We start from the raw sequence: 18,918 nt of genomic DNA on the forward strand, positions 1-18,918 counted from the left end.
TGACCTACAAATCACAAAATTTCACATACACCTTAATTCTAATCTTTCTATGTGAAAATAACATTAAAACCGAAAAAAAGATCGATTTCTCGATCTCTTATAAACTTTGACCTACTGCATCTGCTTTTTTAATAGCCGCAATAAATTCTTCTTTTGTGAATGGGAAAGGTGCATTTTTCCACTCATTTGTTTTTGTAGCTGCTTGGGTCAAAGCTTCCAAATAGCTTTCATTCAAATCCATATCCGCCAAAGTCACTGGTAAGCCGATTGATTTATTGAATTTTGCCATTTTCATTAAGTTTTCTTCGTCTTTGGCATATGCATACAATACTAATACACCAAAGGATACTACTTCACCATGTAAATGGTGTCCGTTACGTGCAATTGAACAGCTTCCATTATAGAAGGCATGTGCAATGCTTGAATTATAATAATATTCTGGTTGGTTTGTTAAGTTTGAAACGTATCCAGTGGATACAACAATATCCAAGGCGATGGCTTCGATTGCAGCTGAATTTGTATCATTTTTACAATCTTCCATACCTTGTTTACCATATTTCAATAATGGTTCTGTACATGTTTTAGCTAATGCCAAACCCATTGTAGCTGTATGATCTAAAGTCTTTCCTTGCGTTGCGAATTCAACTTCACATTGTTTAGACAAGGCATCCCCAATTCCTGCCCAGAAATATTCGCTTGGTGCTTTTGCGATAACATCTGGATTGATAAAGATATGTGCTGGACAATGCGGGTATGAATAGTGGTCCAACGCTCCATTATCATCATAGACTACGGCAATAGCTGTAGCGGCCGAACAGTTTGAACAGATTGTTGGAAATGAGAAAACCATTTTATCATCCATTTCAATGGATGCAGTTTTACAAGTATCGATAGCTTTTCCTCCACCAATCGCAAAGATAACATCGGCTTCTTGTACGTTTGGATTTGAAGTCAATTTATGAACGTTTGTCATTGTGCTATCAACACCATATACAATTGAATCTGTAATAATAATATCAGTCTCTTTAATGGCTTCACGAATTCTTGGCTCAGCAGCTGCCAAAGCTCTTTTACCACCAATCAATACAACCTTTTTAACATTGTATTTTTCACATACACTTGGGATTTCGTTGTAACAACTTTCTCCGACTGAATAATTAGACATTTCAATTGTTTTCATAAACTTCTACTCCTTCTTTTACTTCAACATTTTCTGTATGATAATTCTTGTATACACCGACCGTTAAGAATGGAACAATGATGATTGCGATAGCTAAATATCCACAATAACCATATCCATATTTAATAATATTTGTTAATCCAGCCATTGAAATCGTCATAGATACTACAATAATAAATGCAGATACAATGATTCTTTTCTTTACTGGATTTTCTACATTCTTTAAAACACGAATATTTTCAAAGCGAGCCACAAATCCGAATGTTGTTGTTACTGCTGTAGAAATTAAGCAAAGTAATAAACAAATACCATATACAACAACCATCCAGTTGGAATTCATTGCATTTAAACTTGTCAATGTAGGTAGAGTTGTTTCTCCATAAACACCCTTCCAAGAAATTAACATCAATACACTTAATACTAATGCGACAGCATTCATCACAAATGAGATCCACATCGCTTTTGAACAAGATTTACGATCTGGTAAGATAGCTCCACAAGCAACGATTGTTGGTAATGTCACACATTGAAAGCCTGCATATGTAAATGCATTTAAAATAGCTTTAGGCATATTCATAAAACCATTTACAGTAAAGTCATTTGCTAAAATAGCTCCAATATTTTGACCTTTCATAATTCCCATACCATAAATAACTATGGCTGTTACTAAGATAGCCATACCCATATATGTACTTGCCATTCTTACAACACTTGCGCCAAAAATGGTTAAGCAAAGAACAACAATTCCAACCGCAACGACACAAGCATAATAATTAAATCCAAAGTATTGTTGCAATGCACTTGCGGCTCCACTAATAGCTGCTGCAACAGCCATCAAAACCATGATATTAAAGAAGATCTCAAATAAGATTTCCAACTTATCAAATGGATGATATAAGTTTTCAAACAATTCCTTTGCGCTTGTCAAATTTCTCTGGTTATACATCACCATGGCTTCTCGCATTGTCAATATCAATAGCAACATAGCTATTATGGCACTCACAATACCAGTCCATCCTAAACCTACATAATATGTATTTGCCTGATTTCCTGTGGCAAATCCACCTCCAGCATGTGCTGAGAATAATACGGCGCCTACCGAAAATATCGCCATTTTTCCAACTTTTTGTGCTTTCATACTTTTCCTCCTATAGCGTGCACAACAAGCTAACAAAAAAACCAATCGTTTCTTGCTGCCTGCTAGACAGAAGAGACGAAAGGTTAGAATTACAATACTTCCGCGGTACCACTCTTCTTCATTCATTTAAGAATGCACTCATTTCAGATGCTATCACATCCTGCTTCATTAACGTTAAGCATACGTTCAAGTCTTATCAACCTGACCACTCCATGGTAAGTTCAAAGTTTGATCTTTCATGTCTTGCACCAACCGACAACTCTCTAACAAAGACATTCCTTTTACTACTCCATTTCCTTGTGTTTTGTGCGTTTATAATATCACCACATTTTCATTTATGCAAGCATTTTCTTACATTTGTTTTCAGTAAATTCAAACCTACGTTTTACATTCATCAAAAAAAGGTACGCATTACCCATGTATACCTTCAATTTCTAATAATTTTTCTTTCCTCTTAATTCCACCTGCATATCCAGTTAAACTATTATTGGATCCAATCACTCTATGGCAAGGAATCAAAATTGATATCTTATTATGTCCCACAGCACTTCCCACCGCTTGTGCTGACATTGTTGGTGAAATCATTCTTGCGATGTCCTTATATGTCATAGTTTTACCATAGGGTATTTTAAGAAGAAGTTGCCAAACTTTCTTTTGAAACCGTGTTCCAATTAAATGCATCTTAGGTAAAGCTTTTGGTTCCTTACCACTAAAATAAAGATTTAACCATTCTTTTGTTTCTTTTAATACAGCCGTTTCTTCTTCAATTGGTTCTTTTAAACCATTCGCATAATATTTTTGATTTTCAAACCAAACGCCAATCAATCCAATTTCATCAGCAGCCAATAACATTTTACCCAATGGTGAATCATAATATTGTATAAACATAATCGTCCTCTTTATATAGAAAAAAAGCCATCCGAAGATGACTTACTTTTTAAAATTGGTGGAGCGTATCGGGATCGAACCGATGACCCCCTGCGTGCAAGGCAGGTGCTCTCCCAGCTGAGCTAACACCCCATATCTTCAGCAAATGGTGGGCCTGAATGGACTTGAACCAACGACCTCACCCTTATCAGGGGTGCGCTCTAACCACCTGAGCTACAGGCCCATTCGCTGAATGCCTATTAAATATACCATGTGATTTTATATTATGCAAGTCTTTTTTTGATTTTTTTTAAATATTATAATTAATTTAGTTTTAGACATGAATACTGTCAATTTAATGATTATAATTTTATAAAATGGAGGTACCTTATGAGCCAAATAAAATGTCCTAATTGTGGAACTGTATTCCAAGTTGATGAGAGTCAATATCATGAAATCTTACAACAAGTTCGTAATGAAGAATTTGAAAAGGAATTAAAAGAAAGAGAAAAGAATTCAAATCAAATCATTCAATCTAAATTAGAAAAAGAATATGAATCTAAATTAAGCCAAAAAACTTTAGAAATCAAAGAGCTTCAGGCAAATAAAGAACAAGAAATCATTTCTTTAAAAGAACAATTAAAGTCAACTGAACAAATTATCAAGAGTGAAACTGAAAAGGCTTATCAAGAACAATTAAATAAGAAAGAGCTTGAAATCAAACAGCTACAATCGGATTTTAATCAAAAACAAAATGATAAAGAACAAGAAGTCATTTCATTAAAAGAAAAGTTAGAAGCAAGTACGCAGTTAACGAAAACTGAAACACAAAAAGAATTTCAAGAGCAGTTAAACAAAAAAGATTTGGAGATATCTAAACTCAATGCCAAATTAGAACAGATTCTTTCACAGAATAAAATCAACGAATCTAAGACTGAACAAGAATATAAATTACAGCTGCAGGCAAAGGAAAATGAAATTCAAGCTTTAAAGAGTAACATTTCAAATAATGAAAAGGTATTAAAGGCAAACCTTGAAAATACTTACCAATCTCAATTAAATGAAAAGAACCTTGAAATCCAGTCTTTAAAACAGGATATGGATAAAGCCAAGGTTGAAAACGAGTTGAACGTAAAGAGCATTAAACAAGACCTACAAAATCAAATTGAACAGGATAAAATGAAATATCAGCTTCAAGAAAAGAGTTTACAGGAAAAATATGATACTTTACTACAGACCAAAGATGAACAGATTGCTTACTATAAAGATTTCAAATTGAAACAATCCACTAAAATGATTGGGGAATCTTTAGAACAGCATTGTGAAATCGAATTCAATAAGCTTCGTGCGACTGGTTTTCAAAATGCATACTTTGAAAAAGATAATGATGCTCGTACAGGATCTAAGGGTGACTATATCTATCGTGAATTAGATGAGAATGGTGTAGAAATCATTTCAATTATGTTTGAGATGAAAAACGAGAATGATAAAACAGCCACAAAACATAAGAATGAAGATTTCTTAAAGGAATTAGATAAAGATCGTAATGAAAAAAATTGTGAATATGCCGTTCTTGTTTCTATGTTAGAGCCAGAAAATGAATTGTATAACACGGGTATTGTTGATAAATCACATCGCTATCCAAAGATGTATGTGATTCGTCCACAGTTCTTTATTCCCATGATCACCATTTTAAGAAATGCCGCATTCAATTCTATGCAGTATAAAAATGAATTGCAGTTGGTGCGCAATCAAAATATTGATATCACAAATTTTGAAGAAAGTATGAACGATTTCAAAGAAAAGTTCTCAAGAAATTATAGGATTGCATCGGATAAATTTGCAAAAGCTATCGATGAAATCGATAAAACAATTTCACATCTTCAAAAGACCAAAGAAGCGCTGTTATCAAGTGAAAGACAATTGCAATTGGCTAATAATAAAGCAGAAGATTTAACCATCAAGCGTTTAACACGAAATAATCCTACAATGAAGCAAAAGTTTGATGAATTAAAGAAAGATAACAAATAGAGGACATTTCCAATATAGGAGATGTCCTCTTTTTTAAAACATATTCATGAATAATGAAATGATAATCCAAAGAATCGTAAATATTAAATATAAAAGATTAGGAATTTGCTTAAAGAATCTTGCATACCAATTCTCATTTGTCTTCTCTTCTTTAATAAATGCATTCACTTCCTTTGATTTTAATATTATTGTAATGAGACCATAAATCACAAATACCATGATCACAACAGTAATTAAAACAAAGTTATCTGAATATACCGACATCAAAGCCAGAAGATTATTTCCAGCATGAGCTAATATCGTAACGAGAAGACTATCTGTTTTTAAACACATATAACATAGTATTAAACTCATAAAGAATGCTGGTACAGCCTGTGTCATATTCAAATGTAACAAGCCAAACAATAAAGAAGTAACAAGAATTGCGAATACTTTATTATATTTGGATAGCACTTGCAAAATCATACCTCTAAAAATCAACTCTTCAAATATCGGTGCAAGTATGACAACATTAATAAAAGTAAACAGATTGTATAGAAAACCTCCACTTAATGAAAAATCTGGGCTTGTATCTGGAAATCCAAATTTTGATAATAACGCTCCAATAATACCGATCGCATAATTTAAGAAGTACATCATAGCTATGGTGTCTATTATTTCTTTTGGCTTAAACGAGAACTTCAAATCTTTGGTACTTCTTTTAAAAGAATTACTCATAAACCATAACAGGATAATTCCAGATATAAAAGATATCAACATTGCTATACATGCATTAATTGCAGAATAATCATAATACAAAGAATACATGATTAAAGGCATAGCTACAAAGCTAAACAAAAAAGAGAGTGTTAGCTGCATAATAATATATAGCCATAATGAGCCTCCAACTTTACTTAATTCTTTATCCGGCATAAATTTAGGTGGTTGTTGCATAAAATCACTACTTTCTCAAATTTATTTTAACATAAAAGAGGCCATTAGGCCTCTTGTAAAATATGAAGTTTTCTTAATGATTCCTCAATTGAATCTAAATCTTCTTTTGATTGTGCACTCACCGTATGACAATGATATCCACTCGTTAGATCCGTTAAAGGTTTTGCCTGATTCTGTGAAATAGAATCAATGAATTCCTTGACTTGTTTTCTAGAACTAATGTTCATTTTAGCCTCTAACTTACCATATACATTATGTTTGACAAATACATTTTCAATACAGCCACCACAATCTACGATCGCATTCATTTCTTCTTCCATACGATCATTCAAATGAAAACAAGAAAATACTCTTCGAACTCTTTGAGGTGAACATACATATCCTTTGTGTGTCGCATAAATACGAACATTTCTTGCCTTTAATAAGGCAATATCTTGCACAATGACTTGTCTTGAAACATTAAATTTTTTAGAAAGCGCTGTTCCAGAAACCGGTCCTTCACTTTTTGAAATCATGTCATAAATGGCTTGAAGTCTAACTTCCTTTTCCATTTATTTCACCTGCAGATTTTTTAAAGACAAATCCAGAATTGGTGCTGAATGTGTTAAAGCACCACTCGAAATATAATCAACACCTAATGCCGTTAGTTTTTCAATGTTCTCTTTAGTAACATTTCCAGAACATTCTGTTTCGGCTCTTCCATCAATGATTTCGATTGCCTTTTTCATATTCTCAACGCTCATATTATCCAACATAATTATATCAGCACCTGCTTCAACAGCTTCTTTTACTTGTTCTAAAGTTTCAACTTCTACTTCAATCTTACGAACAAAAGAAGCATAATTCTTTGCCATCTTAATTGCATTTGTGATAGACCCAGCCGCTGCGATATGATTATCCTTCAACATAACACCATCTGATAAATTGTATCTATGGTTATTTCCACCACCAACGCGCACTGCATATTTTTCAAATACACGCATATTTGGTGTTGTTTTTCTTGTATCCAATAATTTTGTCTTTGAACCCTTTAAGTAAGATGCGGCACGATTTGTATAAGTGGCAATTCCACTCATTCTTTGAAGATAATTCAAAGCCGTCCTTTCACCAGATAAAAGAACACGAACATCCCCAGATACTTCAGCCAATAATTGTCCGTTTTTTACGGCATCCCCATCTTTTACATAGAATTTCACTTCCATGCTTTCATCTAATAAATAAAAGACTCTTTCAAACACTTCAAGACCTGCAATAATCCCATCTTCTTTACAGATTAATTGTACCTGCCCATACTGATAGGAAGGCATTACCGCATTTGTTGAAACATCTTCACTTGTTATATCTTCCTGCAAAGCTTGGATCAATAAGTGATCCACGTTTAAACGCATTGTATTCTTATCCACGAGCTTGTCTCTCTCTTTCTATTTCTTCAAGTACCATATCATGATACATTTTTTCCTGATTTGACAACTGATGTGACTTAGCCACTTTTGCCAAACAATCAAAATCACTTGTATAAGCCGGTTCCTTTTTCAATAAATCAACAACGGCTCTTTTTCCCCAAACCAAAGATTCCAACAAGGAATTACTAGCTAAACGGTTTTTTCCATGAACACCATTACAGCTAGTTTCTCCAACTGCATATAAATGTGACATAGAAGTACGAGAATCTTTATCTACATGAATTCCACCCATAAAATAGTGCTGAGCTGGTGTAACTGGAATCCATTCTTTTGTACAGTCATATCCTTCTTCTAAACACTTTTCATAAATGTGAGGGAAATGATTTTTGATGACTTCTTCACCTAAAACGCTCATATCCATCCAAACATAAGGCATATCATCCTTCTTCATTTGTTCGCGAATCTTTTGTGTCATGATATCACGTGGCAACACTTCATTCGCAAAACGCTTCCCGTCTTTTCCATAAAGTTTTGCCCCTTCACCACGAACCGATTCACTAATAAGGAAGGCTCTTCCTCTTTTCTTTGTATATAAAGTTGTTGGGTGAATCTGCACATAATCCACATTTTCTAATTTGATACCATGCTGGATTGCAATCGCAATGGCATCTCCTGTTAAGTGTGGATAATTTGTTGAATGATCATACAATCCTCCAATTCCTCCACACGCAAAGATTGTATAACCTGCCTCAATGCACATTTCATTGTTGTTGACATCATTCGCCAAAATACCATAACATACATTATCTTTTTCAATAATATCTGTCATTGTGACATATTCCATAATCGTTACATTCTCTAACTTACGAACCGCATCTAATAAAGTGGATGTAATTTCTTTTCCTGTAATATCTTCATGGAATAAAATACGTGGTTTAGAATGTGCTCCTTCACGCGTATAATCTAATTTGCCATCTTTTGTAGCGAAATCTACACCATATCCAATCAACTCATTGATGATGTCACGGCTTGAATTGATCATAATTTCAACAGATTCCTTACGATTTTCGTAATGCCCTGCCTTCATAGTATCTTCCATAAAAGAATCAAAATCATTCTTGTCTCTTAACACACAAATTCCGCCTTGTGCTAAAAATGAATCACTATTTTCGGCATCTGATTTTGTCAACATAATGACCTTTTTATCACTTGGAACATGTAAAGCTGCAAACAACCCACTTGCACCTGTTCCAACAATAACAATATCTGCCTCTAACTTTTCCATATTATTTTGCCAACTCCAACATTCTATCTAATGACTTTTCAGCCATAACCTTCACTTCTTCATCTACAAACACTTCATTTGTCTCATTCAACAAACAATCATAAACCTTTTCCAAAGATACCTTCTTCATATTCATACAAATTAATTTATCTGTTAAAGGATAGAAAGTTTTATCTGGTGATTTCAACTGCATTTCATGAAGCACACCAAGTTCAGTACCAATCACAAATTCTTTGTTTGGATTGTCCACTGTATATTGAATCAATTCTGAAGTGCTACCTGCAAAATCAGTTGCCTCAACGACTTCATTAACACACTCAGGATGCACAATAATTGGAACATTAGGATGTTCTTTACGTGCTTTTTCAACATCTTTTAATGTCACACGCTTATGTGTAATACAATATCCATCGTTTAAGATAATATTCTTTTCAGGTACTTGTTTCTTTACATACGCCCCTAAGTTTCCGTCTGGAATAAAGAAAATATTTTTATTTGGAAGTGAACGAACAATCTTCACTGCATTTGAACTCGTTACACAAATATCAGCCATTGTTTTTAATTCAGCTGTTGAGTTGATATAACATACAACCGCTAAATCTTCATATTCTTCTTTCATCTTTTTAATGACAGCCTTACTTGCCATATGTGCCATTGGACAATCTGCATTTAAATCTGGCATCAATACTTTCTTTTCTGGATTTAACATTTTAGCACTTTCACCCATAAACTTAACACCCGCAAATACAATAATATCTGCATCTGTATTCTTAGCCTTTTTTGCCAAGGCATATGAGTCACCGACAAAATCAGCTACATCTTGTACAGCTCCATCTACATAATAATGCGCTAAGATAATCGCATTTTTTTCCTTTTTTAATCTCAATACATCTTCCTTTAAAGACATGAAATTTTTCCTCCCTTAAAAAATTTTACCGTTTTGAATTATACACCCAGACTTTACATCTGACAAGACAGTTGTAAAGTCAATATTATATAAGTTATATATCACAATAAAATAAGCACGAAAAAAGCGATGAATCAAAATCATCGCTTTAGTTTTTTGCCTATAAAATGCTTGGTGCAATATAAGTACGAGTTTTGTACTCTGCATCTAAATCATACAAACCCTTGGCATCGTGTCCAAACAATTCAAATCGAGAAATTAAATCTGAAGCATTTTTTTCTTCTTCTCCTTGTTCTTTGACAAACCAATCCAAGAACTGCATAGTTCTAAAATCTTTTTCTTCATAAGCTGCTGCGTAACAAGTATGAATCAATTCAGTTACGTATTGTTCATGTTTTAAGCCTGCCTTTAACGGATCACTTAGTTCATTTAAAGGAATATTTGGCTTATTAATAGCTTCCAAAACAACACTATAATCATTGTCTTGAAGATATTGCATCATCAATTGAGCATGTGCAATCTCTTCTTGTACTTGTACATGATACCAATTTGCGAAACCCTCTAAACTTTTATCATGATAATAATTTTCGAAATCCAAATACAAATAAGCAGAATATAATTCTTTATTAACTTGATTATTCAACAAGTCCGCTACTTTCTTACTCAACATAGCACATTCCTTCTTTCTGGCTATATCATACTCCAAACAACAAGAAAAGCATAGTAATATGCTCTCACAACACTTCATTTACAGATTTTATTAAACTATTAACATCCTTATCATTTGGATGTTTTAAAGCCTCATCAAAATTCTTCAACATTTCGGGATTCGATTCAAACTTTGCACGAATTGCCAAAGGCATCTTACCTTGGCACATCCATGTTCCTTTAACACAGTTAGATGCATCTAAATGACTTTGAACATTTTTTAAAATCATTTCAAAATATTCTTTAGATTTACCAAAGCCAGCTGTTCCAAACAAGAAAACATTTTGATTACGTAGTGTAGAAAGATATTGCTTCATTTGATCATCACAATCTCCCTTATCACACCAGAATCCAATACACAATAAATCTACAGGTTCTAAATCTTTTGCGTCTTCTACAGATACACAATACTTTGATTCCATAAAATTCAAGCTGTTTGCCAAAGATTGTGTGTTCCCTGTTTTTGAACTATATACAATTCCTATCATAAAATATATCCTTTCTACAAATATCGATTACGCCATGTATAATACTCTTCATCTTTTTCCATATCAATACCATGGTCATTTTCATAAACTTCAAACGTATTCTTTTGAAATAGTGAAATAAAATCATTTCTTGAAAGCTTTGAATGCCATTGACTATGCCATATGTATACTTTATCTTTTTCCATTTTAATCAACGCACGATTCTCTAAACATACAAGTGCATGACTCTCTTTTAATTTTTCAATTGCCTCTATTATTTCCATGAAATTATTTTAGCACAACTTTCTAGGATAAGAAAAGGTAGCCGAAGCTACCATGAGATATTATTATTCGTAATGATCTTTTAATTCTTGGAAATAAGCTTGTGGATGATTGCATACTGGACATACCAATGGAGCTGTTTCACCATAATGAATGTGTCCACAGTTTAGACAAATCCATACTGTAGAAGTATCTTTTTTAAACATTGCATCTTCTTCTACATCTTTCAACATAGCTTTATAACGAGCTTCATGATGTTTTTCAATAGCACCTACACCTTCAAATAATGCAGCAATATCATCAAATCCTTCTTCACGAGCTTCTTTAGCCATTGTTGCGTACATATCTGTCCACTCATAGTTTTCACCTGCAGCTGCATCCTTTAAGTTTTCTGTTGTTGTTGGAACTTTTCCACCACGCAAAGCCTTGAACCATAATTTAGCATGTTCTTTTTCATTATTTGATGTTTCAGCAAAAATATTTTGAATCTTTACATATCCATCCTTCTTAGCTTGTGAAGCATAATATTGATACTTAACACATGCCTGAGATTCACCTGCAAAAGCTGTCATTAAATTTTTTTCTGTTTTAGATCCTTTTAATTCCATAATAAAGACCTCCTCTTCTACCTTTATTTTAAATCAACTCAACATGTTTTTCCATTTAAATGCATAAGAAAAAGACAAATCCTAAGACTTGTCTTTTCTAATCGTTATTCGACCATAATGGTGTGTCGTTGCCTCTACGGACTAAAATTGCCTTTTGGAATTCTGTTTGATCTAAGAATTCTAGAATACGCATTGTTTCTTCCTCTGTACAACCCACTAATAATTTAACAATACAATCTTTTTTCAGAATATCTGCCGTAATCGCAATCGCATCCACATTATTTGTTGCGATAGAACCTTTGAAAACATCAATTGGTTTTTGATCTGAGCCAAATGTATCTGAAAGAAAACCGTAGTCTACAGGATAAATCAAATTAGTGAATTTATAATGAGCACTTCCTTTTGGACGGTCAATTGTACAACTGCTTGATAATAGAAGCGTATCTAACTTTTGCCAAAAAAATGCGTTATTTTCTAATTGCTGCATAATAACCTCCTGTCTTGTAATAGTCTATAAATTATTATAGCATTTACAAAATTATTTACAATACAAGAAAAGTTTTTTCAATATTCTTGGAAGAATGATTTGATTGTTTCATGGTTTTTAGTACAATTTAGCGCAAGCATCAACAAAATCCTAGCTTTCTGTGCTGAAAACTTATAAGCAGGAATGGTTACTTTCTTTGAATCAAACACATCTGAATCAAAAACAGCACCTTCTAATACACGGCTTGCACGAACAATTGTACAATTTCCTGCATAGGTTTCTAAAACATCTTTTATCTTTGTAGAATAATTTCCTGAACCTGTACCTGCTAAAACTAAACCATCATACTTATTTAACATGTATTCTAATAATTCTGGATCCGAGTCTGTATGTACATAAAAAATTTCTACTTTAGGCAAATCTTCAAATTCCATTTTTGAAAAAATCGTTTGAAATGTATGCTTTTTAAATGGTGAATTTAATAGGTATACATGATCATCACGCATATATCCTAGCGAACCAAATTCCCCCATTTTAAATGCATCTGTTTTATAACTATTTGTCTTTTGTAAGTCTCTTCCTGAATAGATCGTATCTGAAATAACAGCTAAAACACCAGCTTGCCAAGCTTCCATATGACATGCCAAAGCTACTGCTTGATATAAATTCATTGGACCATCTGCACTTGTTGCAGTTGCTGGACGCATTGAACCAGTTAAGACAACTGGTTTATGACATGCTAAAGTAAGATTTAAAAAGAAGGCCGTTTCTTCTAGAGTATCCGTTCCATGTGTAATGACAATTCCATCTACATAACGATTTTTTTCTAATTCATGACAAATTTTTCTTAATTCAACCCATTTGTCCATCCCCATATCATTCGAGTCAACATTATATAATTGAATCGTGTTTAAATTTGCCAAATCACGAATTTGTGGAATACTTTGTACGATTTCTTCCACATCAAAAGTGCCTGCTTGATAATTTGCACTTTTACCAACACTGCCACGTCCAGCAATTGTTCCACCTGTCGCAATAATCGTAATATTTTTCTTATTCATATGTTTCTAAAAACTCCCAAAATTCTTGTGTATCTGCCAAATCAAAATCAATAGTTGAATCCACATCCCATAAACTAATTGAATTATCACTTTCGTTATATCCAATTCCAGCATGTTTTGCCTTACCATTTTCAATCACATAAAGTGTTGGTGTATATAGAAAATATGGAGCCATATCCAAAAGAATCTTTCCATCTTTTGTAGAACTTTGTAGCTGCTTAGAATCCTGACTGATTTTACTAAAGCCATAGTCTGTTGAATCAATCTTATATAAGACTAGATTTGGATGTTCGTCTTTTGTTTTGTCGATATATTCTTGTAAAGCCTCACAATAAGGACAATTCTCTCTTTCAATAATTAACACAAATGAATCTTTATTGTCTAATTTCTTTTGTAGTTTTGTTGCACTAATTTCTTTAATTTCAAAAGGCGTTTTAGATCCACACCCAACAAGTCCTATACAAAGCACAAATGTACATAGTAATGTTATTATCTTTTTCATCTAAAAACCTACTTTCTAATACCATCCATAAATTTAGTTAAACTAAAGGCCAATGCCTCTAATTTCTCACTTCCCGTTTGTAGAGCCATTTGAAAGGACATGGCACGATCAGCACTCGAAAAAATTCCAATCATACCTTCATCATATAGGGATTGATAGCCTAAGCCTAAAGCTCCACTTAAACAAACACATGGAACACTATAAGATCTTGCCAAATGTGCAATACCTAACGGTAGCTTTCCATATAATGTCTGCGCATCGGTTTGTCCTTCTCCGGTAATGACTAAATCCGCATTTTGAAGATGTTCTTTTAAGCCTGAATATTCAACAACTAAATCGATACCTGAAACTCTTTTTGCCTGCATAACCCCTAATAATACACTGCCTATACCTCCGGCTGCGCCTGAGCCTTCAAATTCATTCACATTTACGTGAAATGTTTGTTTCAATTTCATACAATAGTGAGCCATACCTCTTTCAACTTCAGACATCTGATTTAAATAGATACCTTTTTGTTTACCAAAAACATAAGTAGCTCCATTTTTACCTAACAAATGATTCTTCACATCACAAGCACAAATAATTTCTACATCTTTTGGAAGTCTTGCATAACGCTTATCAACAAAGGCAATTTGGCTAAGAGCATATACACTAGGTACAAGTAATTCTCTTTTTGAATTATAAAAGCGAACTCCGAATTCACTTAAAACTCCCATGCCACCATCGTTTGTTGCACTACCACCTAAACCAATAATAATTTTTTTACATCCTCTAGATAGTGCATCCTTCATCATGATACCCACACCCTTACTTGATGCGATCATCGGATTTCTTTTCTCTTTTGGTGTCATATTCAATCCTATGCAACTAGCTACGTCCATCACAGCCAAATTTCCGTCTTGAGAAATACAATATTTCGTAAATACATTTTTACCATAGGCATCCGTAGTTAATACATCAATCATCTTTCCTTTAATAATATCGCAAAATACCATGGCGGTACCTTCTCCACCATCAGCCATAGGAAAGGTTAAAACTTCATGTGCATCATTTGCCTTTAATATTCCTTTTTTTATACTTTCTTCAACTTCTTTTGAGGACATACATCCCTTAAAAGAGTCACTCGCAACAATTATTTTCATGCGTTCATTTTACCATATGCCAAGAAAAATAAATACTTTTTTAAAATTTAGGTTTTAGAAGTTAAAATATCCTTGGTGAATACTTTATTGTTGCTTGAAAACGATGGATTCATATGGGATAATGTCTTAGTGAAAAATCGATACGTGATTTTATTCACAAAGGAGAATCAATCATGAAAAAACATGTTGTTATAGGAGTGTCTGGTGGTATTGCAGCCTACAAAGCTTGTGATCTTGTCAGCAAATTATCCAAAAAAGATTATGAAATCAAAGTGGTCATGACAAAACATGCACAAGAATTTGTCAAACCAATCAACTTTGAATCATTAAGTAAACATAAATGTGAAGTTTCTTTGTTTGATGAAACCAATGAAGATCCAATTGCCCACATTACTTTAGCTAAATGGGCTGATATCATGGTATTAGTTCCTGCGACGGCTAATATTATTGCCAAAGTCGTTCATGGAATTGCCGATGATATTGTTTCAACAACTTTTCTAGCTTGTCATACAAAAAAATTAATTTGCCCAGCAATGAATGTTCATATGTATGAAAATGAGGTCACACAAAGAAATATCAAACTAGCCAAAGAACTTGGATATAAGTTTGTAGAACCTGTTGTAGGTCATTTGGCATGTAATGATACTGGAAAAGGTAAGCTTGCTGATGTACAAGATATTGTGGCTGTCATTGATCATGAATTTGAAATGGAACAAACATTAAAAGGAAAGAATGTTTTAGTTTCTGCAGGTCCAACACAAGAAGCTTTAGATCCTGTTCGTTTTTTAAGCAATCATTCAAGTGGTAAACAAGGATATGCGATCGCAAAAGCTGCCAAAGCACTAGGTGCTAATGTAACATTAGTTGCAGGTCCTACGGCTTTAGAAGATCTTAAGGATATAAATATGGTACACGTGACAAGTGCTCAAGATATGTTTGATGCGATTACATCAAGACTCGATAATCAAAACTACATTATTATGGCTGCTGCTGTTGCGGATTACAGGCCCGAAATGGTTGCGGATCAAAAAATCAAAAAGTCAGATGAAGAGGTTACTTTTCATTTTGTAAAAAATCCAGATATTTTAGCATATATTGGACAGCACAAAAAAGAGAATCAAGTCATTTGCGGTTTTGCGATGGAAACACAAAATTTAGAGGAAAATGCACGTAAGAAACTAGAATCTAAAAATTGTGATATGTTGATTGCGAACAATCTATTTACTCGTGGTGCTGGTTTTCAGACAGATACAAATGTTGTAACTTTACTTAGAAAAAATGAAACAAAACATTTACCTAAATGTTCAAAAGAAGAATTAGGATATAAAATTCTAGAAACAATGAAAGAAATTGAGATGGAGAAATAATATGCTTGTAACAGTAGACATTGGAAATACAAACATAACTATCGGTATTTTTGATAAGGATGATTTAATTGGTACATATCGATTAACAACAAAAGTAAGAAGAACGAGTGATGAATATGGTTTTATGTTAAAAAACTTTTTGGATCGTTCTAATGTACATGAAAAACAAATTGATGCAGTTATTGTCTCAAGTGTTGTTCCAAAGGTGATGCACTCTTTCACAAATGGAATCAAAAAATTCGTAGGTATAGAACCCCTTATTGTAGGACCTGGAGTTAAAAGTGGAATAAGTGTTCAACTAGAAAATCCACGAAATGTTGGTGCAGACCGTATCGCAGATTGCGCTGGTGCATTTAATGAATATGGAGGACCTATTCTAGTTGCCGATTTTGGAACAGCTACTACTTATGATTATGTAGATGAAAATGGTTGTTTTAAAGCAGGAGCCATTGGTGTTGGTATTGAAACAGGTGTCAATGCCTTATGGGGACAAACTGCACAACTTCCTGAAATTGAGATCAAACGTCCTAAAACTATCTTGGCAAGAAATACACAAACAGAAATGCAGGCTGGTGTATTTTATCAATTCTTAGGTGGAGTTGAATATACAATTGCTCAATTTAAAAAAGAAGTCGGCAAAGACATGAAGGTTATTGCGACAGGTGGTTTAGGAAGAATTGTTTGTAGCTACACAAAATCAATAGATGTGTATGATCCAAACTTAATTTTCAAAGGCTTAAAGGTAATATATGAAAAGAACAAAGACTAATTCAATCTTTGTTCTTTTTTAATAATTTTTTATATGTATGTTCAATCATAAATGCACCTAATGGTGCAGTAATCAAGATGGATAAAACCGCAACAGTCAATACAATTTGCCCACATCCTAGTCCTGCAGCTAAAGGAACGGATCCAATTGCTGCTTGCACAGTTGCCTTTGGACAATATGCGATCATACAAAATAATCTTTCTGTTTTACTTAATGACGTTTTTAATAAACAAATAAATACACCAAGCATTCTAAATAAAAGTACTCCAAATATTAACAGAATAGCCATCATGCCTGCTTTTAGTGCATAAGAAATATTTACACAGGCTCCAACTAACACAAATAATAAAACTTCCGCACCAACCCAAAGTTTATTAAATTTTACAGATAACCTTTTGGATGCAACCGAATGATTTCTTTGCAGAAAAATTCCCATAAACATAATCGCAATTAATCCTGAAAATGGAATTGGTAAAGCATCCTCAAGTGTCACTAGAATAAATGCCACACTTAGTAGAATTAAAATCTTTACAGTATCTCGCATATGATTTTTCTTAAAGAAAATTGCGAATCCTTTACCTAATAATGCACCACATATAATGCCAGTTAGAATGGATAGTGGAATATTCACAAAACTTAATATATTTATACTTTCTCCTTGGGCTAAGCCAAGAAATGCTGTGAACATCACAATCACAAAAACATCATCTACACTAGCTCCTGCCAAAATCAATTGAGGAATACTTTCTTTTGTCCCATATCCTTCATCCATAAGTTGTAACATTTTTGGAACAATAACGGCAGGACTTACAGCTGCAACAACACTTCCCATAATGGCAGCATCTAACAAAGAAATTCCTAGTAATTTTGGTGCCAACAAAATCATTCCAATCATCTCAAAACAGGCCGGCACAAAACACATCAATATAGCAGGTCTTCCAACTCTTTTTAAATCACTTAAATCTAAATTCAATCCGGCTCTCATCAATATAATAATTAATGCAATTTTTCTTAATTCACTAGAAATATTTAATAGAGATGAATCAATTAAGCCAAGACAATAAGGTCCTAAAAGAATCCCTGTAAATATCATCCCTAATAGTCCAGGTAATTCCACCTTTTTACAGATCCAAGATAGAAACATTCCTACAAGAAAAATATAAGATAAACTGATCAGCATTTTATCTCTCCTTTCAAAACGCAGAAAAGCTGATGGTTTCCGCGTTAAAAAACACAGAAGTCATCAGCCTATAAAAAGCGGTTTTAGTTTTAAACTAAGGGAGAACTTCATTCCCAAAAAGATTATACTACAATATCTAAGTTTTCATCAATAGTATTTCAATTAAATACTCTTTTTTAGTTCTCTTAATGCATCTAAATCTAGTCCAACAATCTCAGAAATTTCTTCAAGCGTTTGATTATTTCTTACAAGCATTTTAATCGCTATTTTGATTTGTGTATTTTTTACACCACGCTCAATGCCTTGCTCAATTCCTTGTTTAATTCCTTGCTTGATACCCATCTGAATTCCTTTGTTTGTCGATTCTTCAAACATTTCATCTAATGCTCTACGCACTTTTACATCACCTCAATACTTTGTAAAGAATGCATACGATATGTGCATTCATTTCAATCAAGCTTTCATCAATAACTTTTTAATTGATTCTTCACTCACTGAGAAAATTGATGCGATAGTTTTAATTTCAAATCCCTTGTCCATCATTTTTCGATACATCTCAAGCTCTTTTTTCTCACTACCTTGCTCAATTCCTTGTTCAATA

Annotated in this window: 21 protein-coding genes, 2 tRNA genes, 1 riboswitch and 1 other annotated feature; of the genes, 3 read left to right on the forward strand and 20 right to left on the reverse strand. The window is 33.4% G+C overall.

Annotated elements, in window-relative coordinates:
* Positions 1-97: 97 nt before the first annotated feature.
* The 5 genes from EUBIFOR_RS08390 to EUBIFOR_RS08410 form a co-directional block, all read right to left on the reverse strand.
* Positions 98-1,180 (reverse strand): iron-containing alcohol dehydrogenase family protein, encoded by a 1,083-nt coding sequence (locus EUBIFOR_RS08390; protein ID WP_003865594.1) that lies wholly within the window; start codon positions 1,178-1,180, stop codon positions 98-100.
* Complete coding sequence (locus EUBIFOR_RS08395) at positions 1,167-2,318, reverse strand: YkvI family membrane protein (protein ID WP_040466394.1); 1,152 nt, start codon at positions 2,316-2,318, stop codon at positions 1,167-1,169. Before EUBIFOR_RS08395 ends, EUBIFOR_RS08390 begins: the two co-directional genes overlap by 14 nt.
* Before the next feature lie 68 nt (positions 2,319-2,386).
* Positions 2,387-2,625, reverse strand: a binding site (T-box leader).
* Between the two features lie 104 nt (positions 2,626-2,729).
* Positions 2,730-3,206 (reverse strand): methylated-DNA--[protein]-cysteine S-methyltransferase, encoded by a 477-nt coding sequence (locus EUBIFOR_RS08400; protein WP_003865596.1) that lies wholly within the window; start codon positions 3,204-3,206, stop codon positions 2,730-2,732.
* Between the two features lie 56 nt (positions 3,207-3,262).
* A tRNA-Ala gene (locus tag EUBIFOR_RS08405) sits at positions 3,263-3,338 on the reverse strand.
* Between the two features lie 14 nt (positions 3,339-3,352).
* Positions 3,353-3,429, reverse strand: a tRNA-Ile gene (locus tag EUBIFOR_RS08410).
* A 146-nt stretch (positions 3,430-3,575) separates the two neighbouring features.
* Here EUBIFOR_RS08410 and EUBIFOR_RS13280 point away from each other — a divergent pair.
* Complete coding sequence (locus EUBIFOR_RS13280; RefSeq protein WP_003865597.1) at positions 3,576-5,216, forward strand: DUF2130 domain-containing protein; 1,641 nt, start codon at positions 3,576-3,578, stop codon at positions 5,214-5,216.
* A gap of 33 nt (positions 5,217-5,249) precedes the next feature.
* Here EUBIFOR_RS13280 and EUBIFOR_RS12195 read toward each other — a convergent pair whose 3' ends face one another.
* From EUBIFOR_RS12195 to EUBIFOR_RS08480, 13 genes are all read right to left on the reverse strand, one after another.
* Positions 5,250-6,149 (reverse strand): CPBP family intramembrane glutamic endopeptidase, encoded by a 900-nt coding sequence (locus tag EUBIFOR_RS12195; RefSeq protein ID WP_003865598.1) that lies wholly within the window; start codon positions 6,147-6,149, stop codon positions 5,250-5,252.
* A 44-nt stretch (positions 6,150-6,193) separates the two neighbouring features.
* Entirely contained in the window at positions 6,194-6,700 is a 507-nt protein-coding gene (locus tag EUBIFOR_RS08425; protein ID WP_003865599.1) for a transcription repressor NadR, read from the reverse strand.
* Positions 6,701-7,552: a carboxylating nicotinate-nucleotide diphosphorylase gene (gene nadC, locus EUBIFOR_RS08430; RefSeq protein WP_003865600.1), complete on the reverse strand. Its 852-nt coding sequence runs from the start codon at positions 7,550-7,552 to the stop codon at positions 6,701-6,703.
* Positions 7,545-8,837, reverse strand: coding sequence for an L-aspartate oxidase (locus tag EUBIFOR_RS08435; RefSeq protein WP_003865601.1), 1,293 nt, complete (start codon positions 8,835-8,837; stop codon positions 7,545-7,547). The genes nadC and EUBIFOR_RS08435 overlap by 8 nt, the downstream gene beginning before the upstream one ends.
* 1 nt (position 8,838) lies before the next feature.
* Complete coding sequence (nadA, locus tag EUBIFOR_RS08440; protein ID WP_003865602.1) at positions 8,839-9,744, reverse strand: quinolinate synthase NadA; 906 nt, start codon at positions 9,742-9,744, stop codon at positions 8,839-8,841.
* A 160-nt stretch (positions 9,745-9,904) separates the two neighbouring features.
* Positions 9,905-10,414, reverse strand: a complete 510-nt coding sequence (locus EUBIFOR_RS08445; RefSeq protein WP_040466396.1) for a ferritin — start codon at positions 10,412-10,414, stop codon at positions 9,905-9,907.
* A 64-nt stretch (positions 10,415-10,478) separates the two neighbouring features.
* Positions 10,479-10,940, reverse strand: coding sequence for a flavodoxin family protein BilS (gene bilS, locus EUBIFOR_RS08450; protein WP_003865604.1), 462 nt, complete (start codon positions 10,938-10,940; stop codon positions 10,479-10,481).
* A 14-nt stretch (positions 10,941-10,954) separates the two neighbouring features.
* A complete protein-coding gene (locus EUBIFOR_RS08455; RefSeq protein ID WP_003865605.1) occupies positions 10,955-11,203 on the reverse strand; it encodes a hypothetical protein in 249 nt (82 codons plus the stop codon).
* A gap of 63 nt (positions 11,204-11,266) precedes the next feature.
* Complete coding sequence (rbr, locus tag EUBIFOR_RS08460; RefSeq protein WP_003865606.1) at positions 11,267-11,809, reverse strand: rubrerythrin; 543 nt, start codon at positions 11,807-11,809, stop codon at positions 11,267-11,269.
* A gap of 97 nt (positions 11,810-11,906) precedes the next feature.
* A complete protein-coding gene (locus EUBIFOR_RS08465; protein ID WP_003865607.1) occupies positions 11,907-12,296 on the reverse strand; it encodes a hypothetical protein in 390 nt (129 codons plus the stop codon).
* 77 nt (positions 12,297-12,373) lie between these two features.
* Positions 12,374-13,357 (reverse strand): asparaginase, encoded by a 984-nt coding sequence (locus EUBIFOR_RS08470; protein WP_003865608.1) that lies wholly within the window; start codon positions 13,355-13,357, stop codon positions 12,374-12,376.
* Complete coding sequence (locus EUBIFOR_RS08475; RefSeq protein ID WP_003865609.1) at positions 13,350-13,859, reverse strand: thioredoxin domain-containing protein; 510 nt, start codon at positions 13,857-13,859, stop codon at positions 13,350-13,352. The genes EUBIFOR_RS08470 and EUBIFOR_RS08475 overlap by 8 nt, the downstream gene beginning before the upstream one ends.
* 8 nt (positions 13,860-13,867) lie before the next feature.
* Complete coding sequence (locus EUBIFOR_RS08480) at positions 13,868-15,001, reverse strand: glycerate kinase family protein (RefSeq protein ID WP_003865610.1); 1,134 nt, start codon at positions 14,999-15,001, stop codon at positions 13,868-13,870.
* A gap of 173 nt (positions 15,002-15,174) precedes the next feature.
* Between EUBIFOR_RS08480 and coaBC the strand changes: the two genes are divergently transcribed.
* Together coaBC and EUBIFOR_RS08490 are read left to right on the forward strand one after the other, a co-directional pair.
* The gene (coaBC, locus tag EUBIFOR_RS08485; RefSeq protein ID WP_003865611.1) at positions 15,175-16,368 is read left to right on the forward strand and encodes a bifunctional phosphopantothenoylcysteine decarboxylase/phosphopantothenate--cysteine ligase CoaBC; all 1,194 of its coding nucleotides are present in this window, start codon (positions 15,175-15,177) and stop codon (positions 16,366-16,368) included.
* A 1-nt stretch (position 16,369) separates the two neighbouring features.
* The gene (locus tag EUBIFOR_RS08490; protein WP_003865612.1) at positions 16,370-17,137 is read left to right on the forward strand and encodes a type III pantothenate kinase; all 768 of its coding nucleotides are present in this window, start codon (positions 16,370-16,372) and stop codon (positions 17,135-17,137) included.
* Between the two features lies 1 nt (position 17,138).
* On the opposite strand, the gene EUBIFOR_RS08495 is transcribed toward EUBIFOR_RS08490, so the two are convergent.
* Entirely contained in the window at positions 17,139-18,317 is a 1,179-nt protein-coding gene (locus EUBIFOR_RS08495; RefSeq protein WP_003865613.1) for a cation:proton antiporter, read from the reverse strand.
* A 47-nt stretch (positions 18,318-18,364) separates the two neighbouring features.
* Positions 18,365-18,441, reverse strand: a riboswitch (Fluoride riboswitch).
* Between the two features lie 38 nt (positions 18,442-18,479).
* Entirely contained in the window at positions 18,480-18,713 is a 234-nt protein-coding gene (locus EUBIFOR_RS08500; protein WP_003865614.1) for a FliH/SctL family protein, read from the reverse strand.
* Positions 18,714-18,918: the final 205 nt, after the last annotated feature.

It is taken from the genome of Holdemanella biformis DSM 3989, from assembly GCF_000156655.1.
Classification (GTDB): Bacteria; Bacillota_I; Bacilli_A; order Erysipelotrichales; family Erysipelotrichaceae; genus Holdemanella; species Holdemanella biformis.

Coding starts and splice junctions, on each gene's coding strand:
- EUBIFOR_RS08495 (WP_003865613.1), bottom strand. CDS start 18,317: ATGCTGATCAGTTTATCTTATATTTTTCTTGTAGGAATGTTTCTATCT.
- EUBIFOR_RS08465 (WP_003865607.1), bottom strand. CDS start 12,296: ATGCAGCAATTAGAAAATAACGCATTTTTTTGGCAAAAGTTAGATACG.
- EUBIFOR_RS08475 (WP_003865609.1), bottom strand. CDS start 13,859: ATGAAAAAGATAATAACATTACTATGTACATTTGTGCTTTGTATAGGA.
- EUBIFOR_RS08390 (WP_003865594.1), bottom strand. CDS start 1,180: ATGAAAACAATTGAAATGTCTAATTATTCAGTCGGAGAAAGTTGTTAC.
- EUBIFOR_RS08470 (WP_003865608.1), bottom strand. CDS start 13,357: ATGAATAAGAAAAATATTACGATTATTGCGACAGGTGGAACAATTGCT.
- EUBIFOR_RS08480 (WP_003865610.1), bottom strand. CDS start 15,001: ATGAAAATAATTGTTGCGAGTGACTCTTTTAAGGGATGTATGTCCTCA.
- EUBIFOR_RS08400 (WP_003865596.1), bottom strand. CDS start 3,206: ATGTTTATACAATATTATGATTCACCATTGGGTAAAATGTTATTGGCT.
- EUBIFOR_RS13280 (WP_003865597.1), top strand. CDS start 3,576: ATGAGCCAAATAAAATGTCCTAATTGTGGAACTGTATTCCAAGTTGAT.
- rbr (WP_003865606.1), bottom strand. CDS start 11,809: ATGGAATTAAAAGGATCTAAAACAGAAAAAAATTTAATGACAGCTTTT.
- EUBIFOR_RS08455 (WP_003865605.1), bottom strand. CDS start 11,203: ATGGAAATAATAGAGGCAATTGAAAAATTAAAAGAGAGTCATGCACTT.
- EUBIFOR_RS12195 (WP_003865598.1), bottom strand. CDS start 6,149: ATGCAACAACCACCTAAATTTATGCCGGATAAAGAATTAAGTAAAGTT.
- EUBIFOR_RS08445 (WP_040466396.1), bottom strand. CDS start 10,414: ATGTTGAGTAAGAAAGTAGCGGACTTGTTGAATAATCAAGTTAATAAA.
- EUBIFOR_RS08395 (WP_040466394.1), bottom strand. CDS start 2,318: ATGAAAGCACAAAAAGTTGGAAAAATGGCGATATTTTCGGTAGGCGCC.
- EUBIFOR_RS08425 (WP_003865599.1), bottom strand. CDS start 6,700: ATGGAAAAGGAAGTTAGACTTCAAGCCATTTATGACATGATTTCAAAA.
- nadA (WP_003865602.1), bottom strand. CDS start 9,744: ATGTCTTTAAAGGAAGATGTATTGAGATTAAAAAAGGAAAAAAATGCG.
- EUBIFOR_RS08435 (WP_003865601.1), bottom strand. CDS start 8,837: ATGGAAAAGTTAGAGGCAGATATTGTTATTGTTGGAACAGGTGCAAGT.
- coaBC (WP_003865611.1), top strand. CDS start 15,175: ATGAAAAAACATGTTGTTATAGGAGTGTCTGGTGGTATTGCAGCCTAC.
- bilS (WP_003865604.1), bottom strand. CDS start 10,940: ATGATAGGAATTGTATATAGTTCAAAAACAGGGAACACACAATCTTTG.
- EUBIFOR_RS08490 (WP_003865612.1), top strand. CDS start 16,370: ATGCTTGTAACAGTAGACATTGGAAATACAAACATAACTATCGGTATT.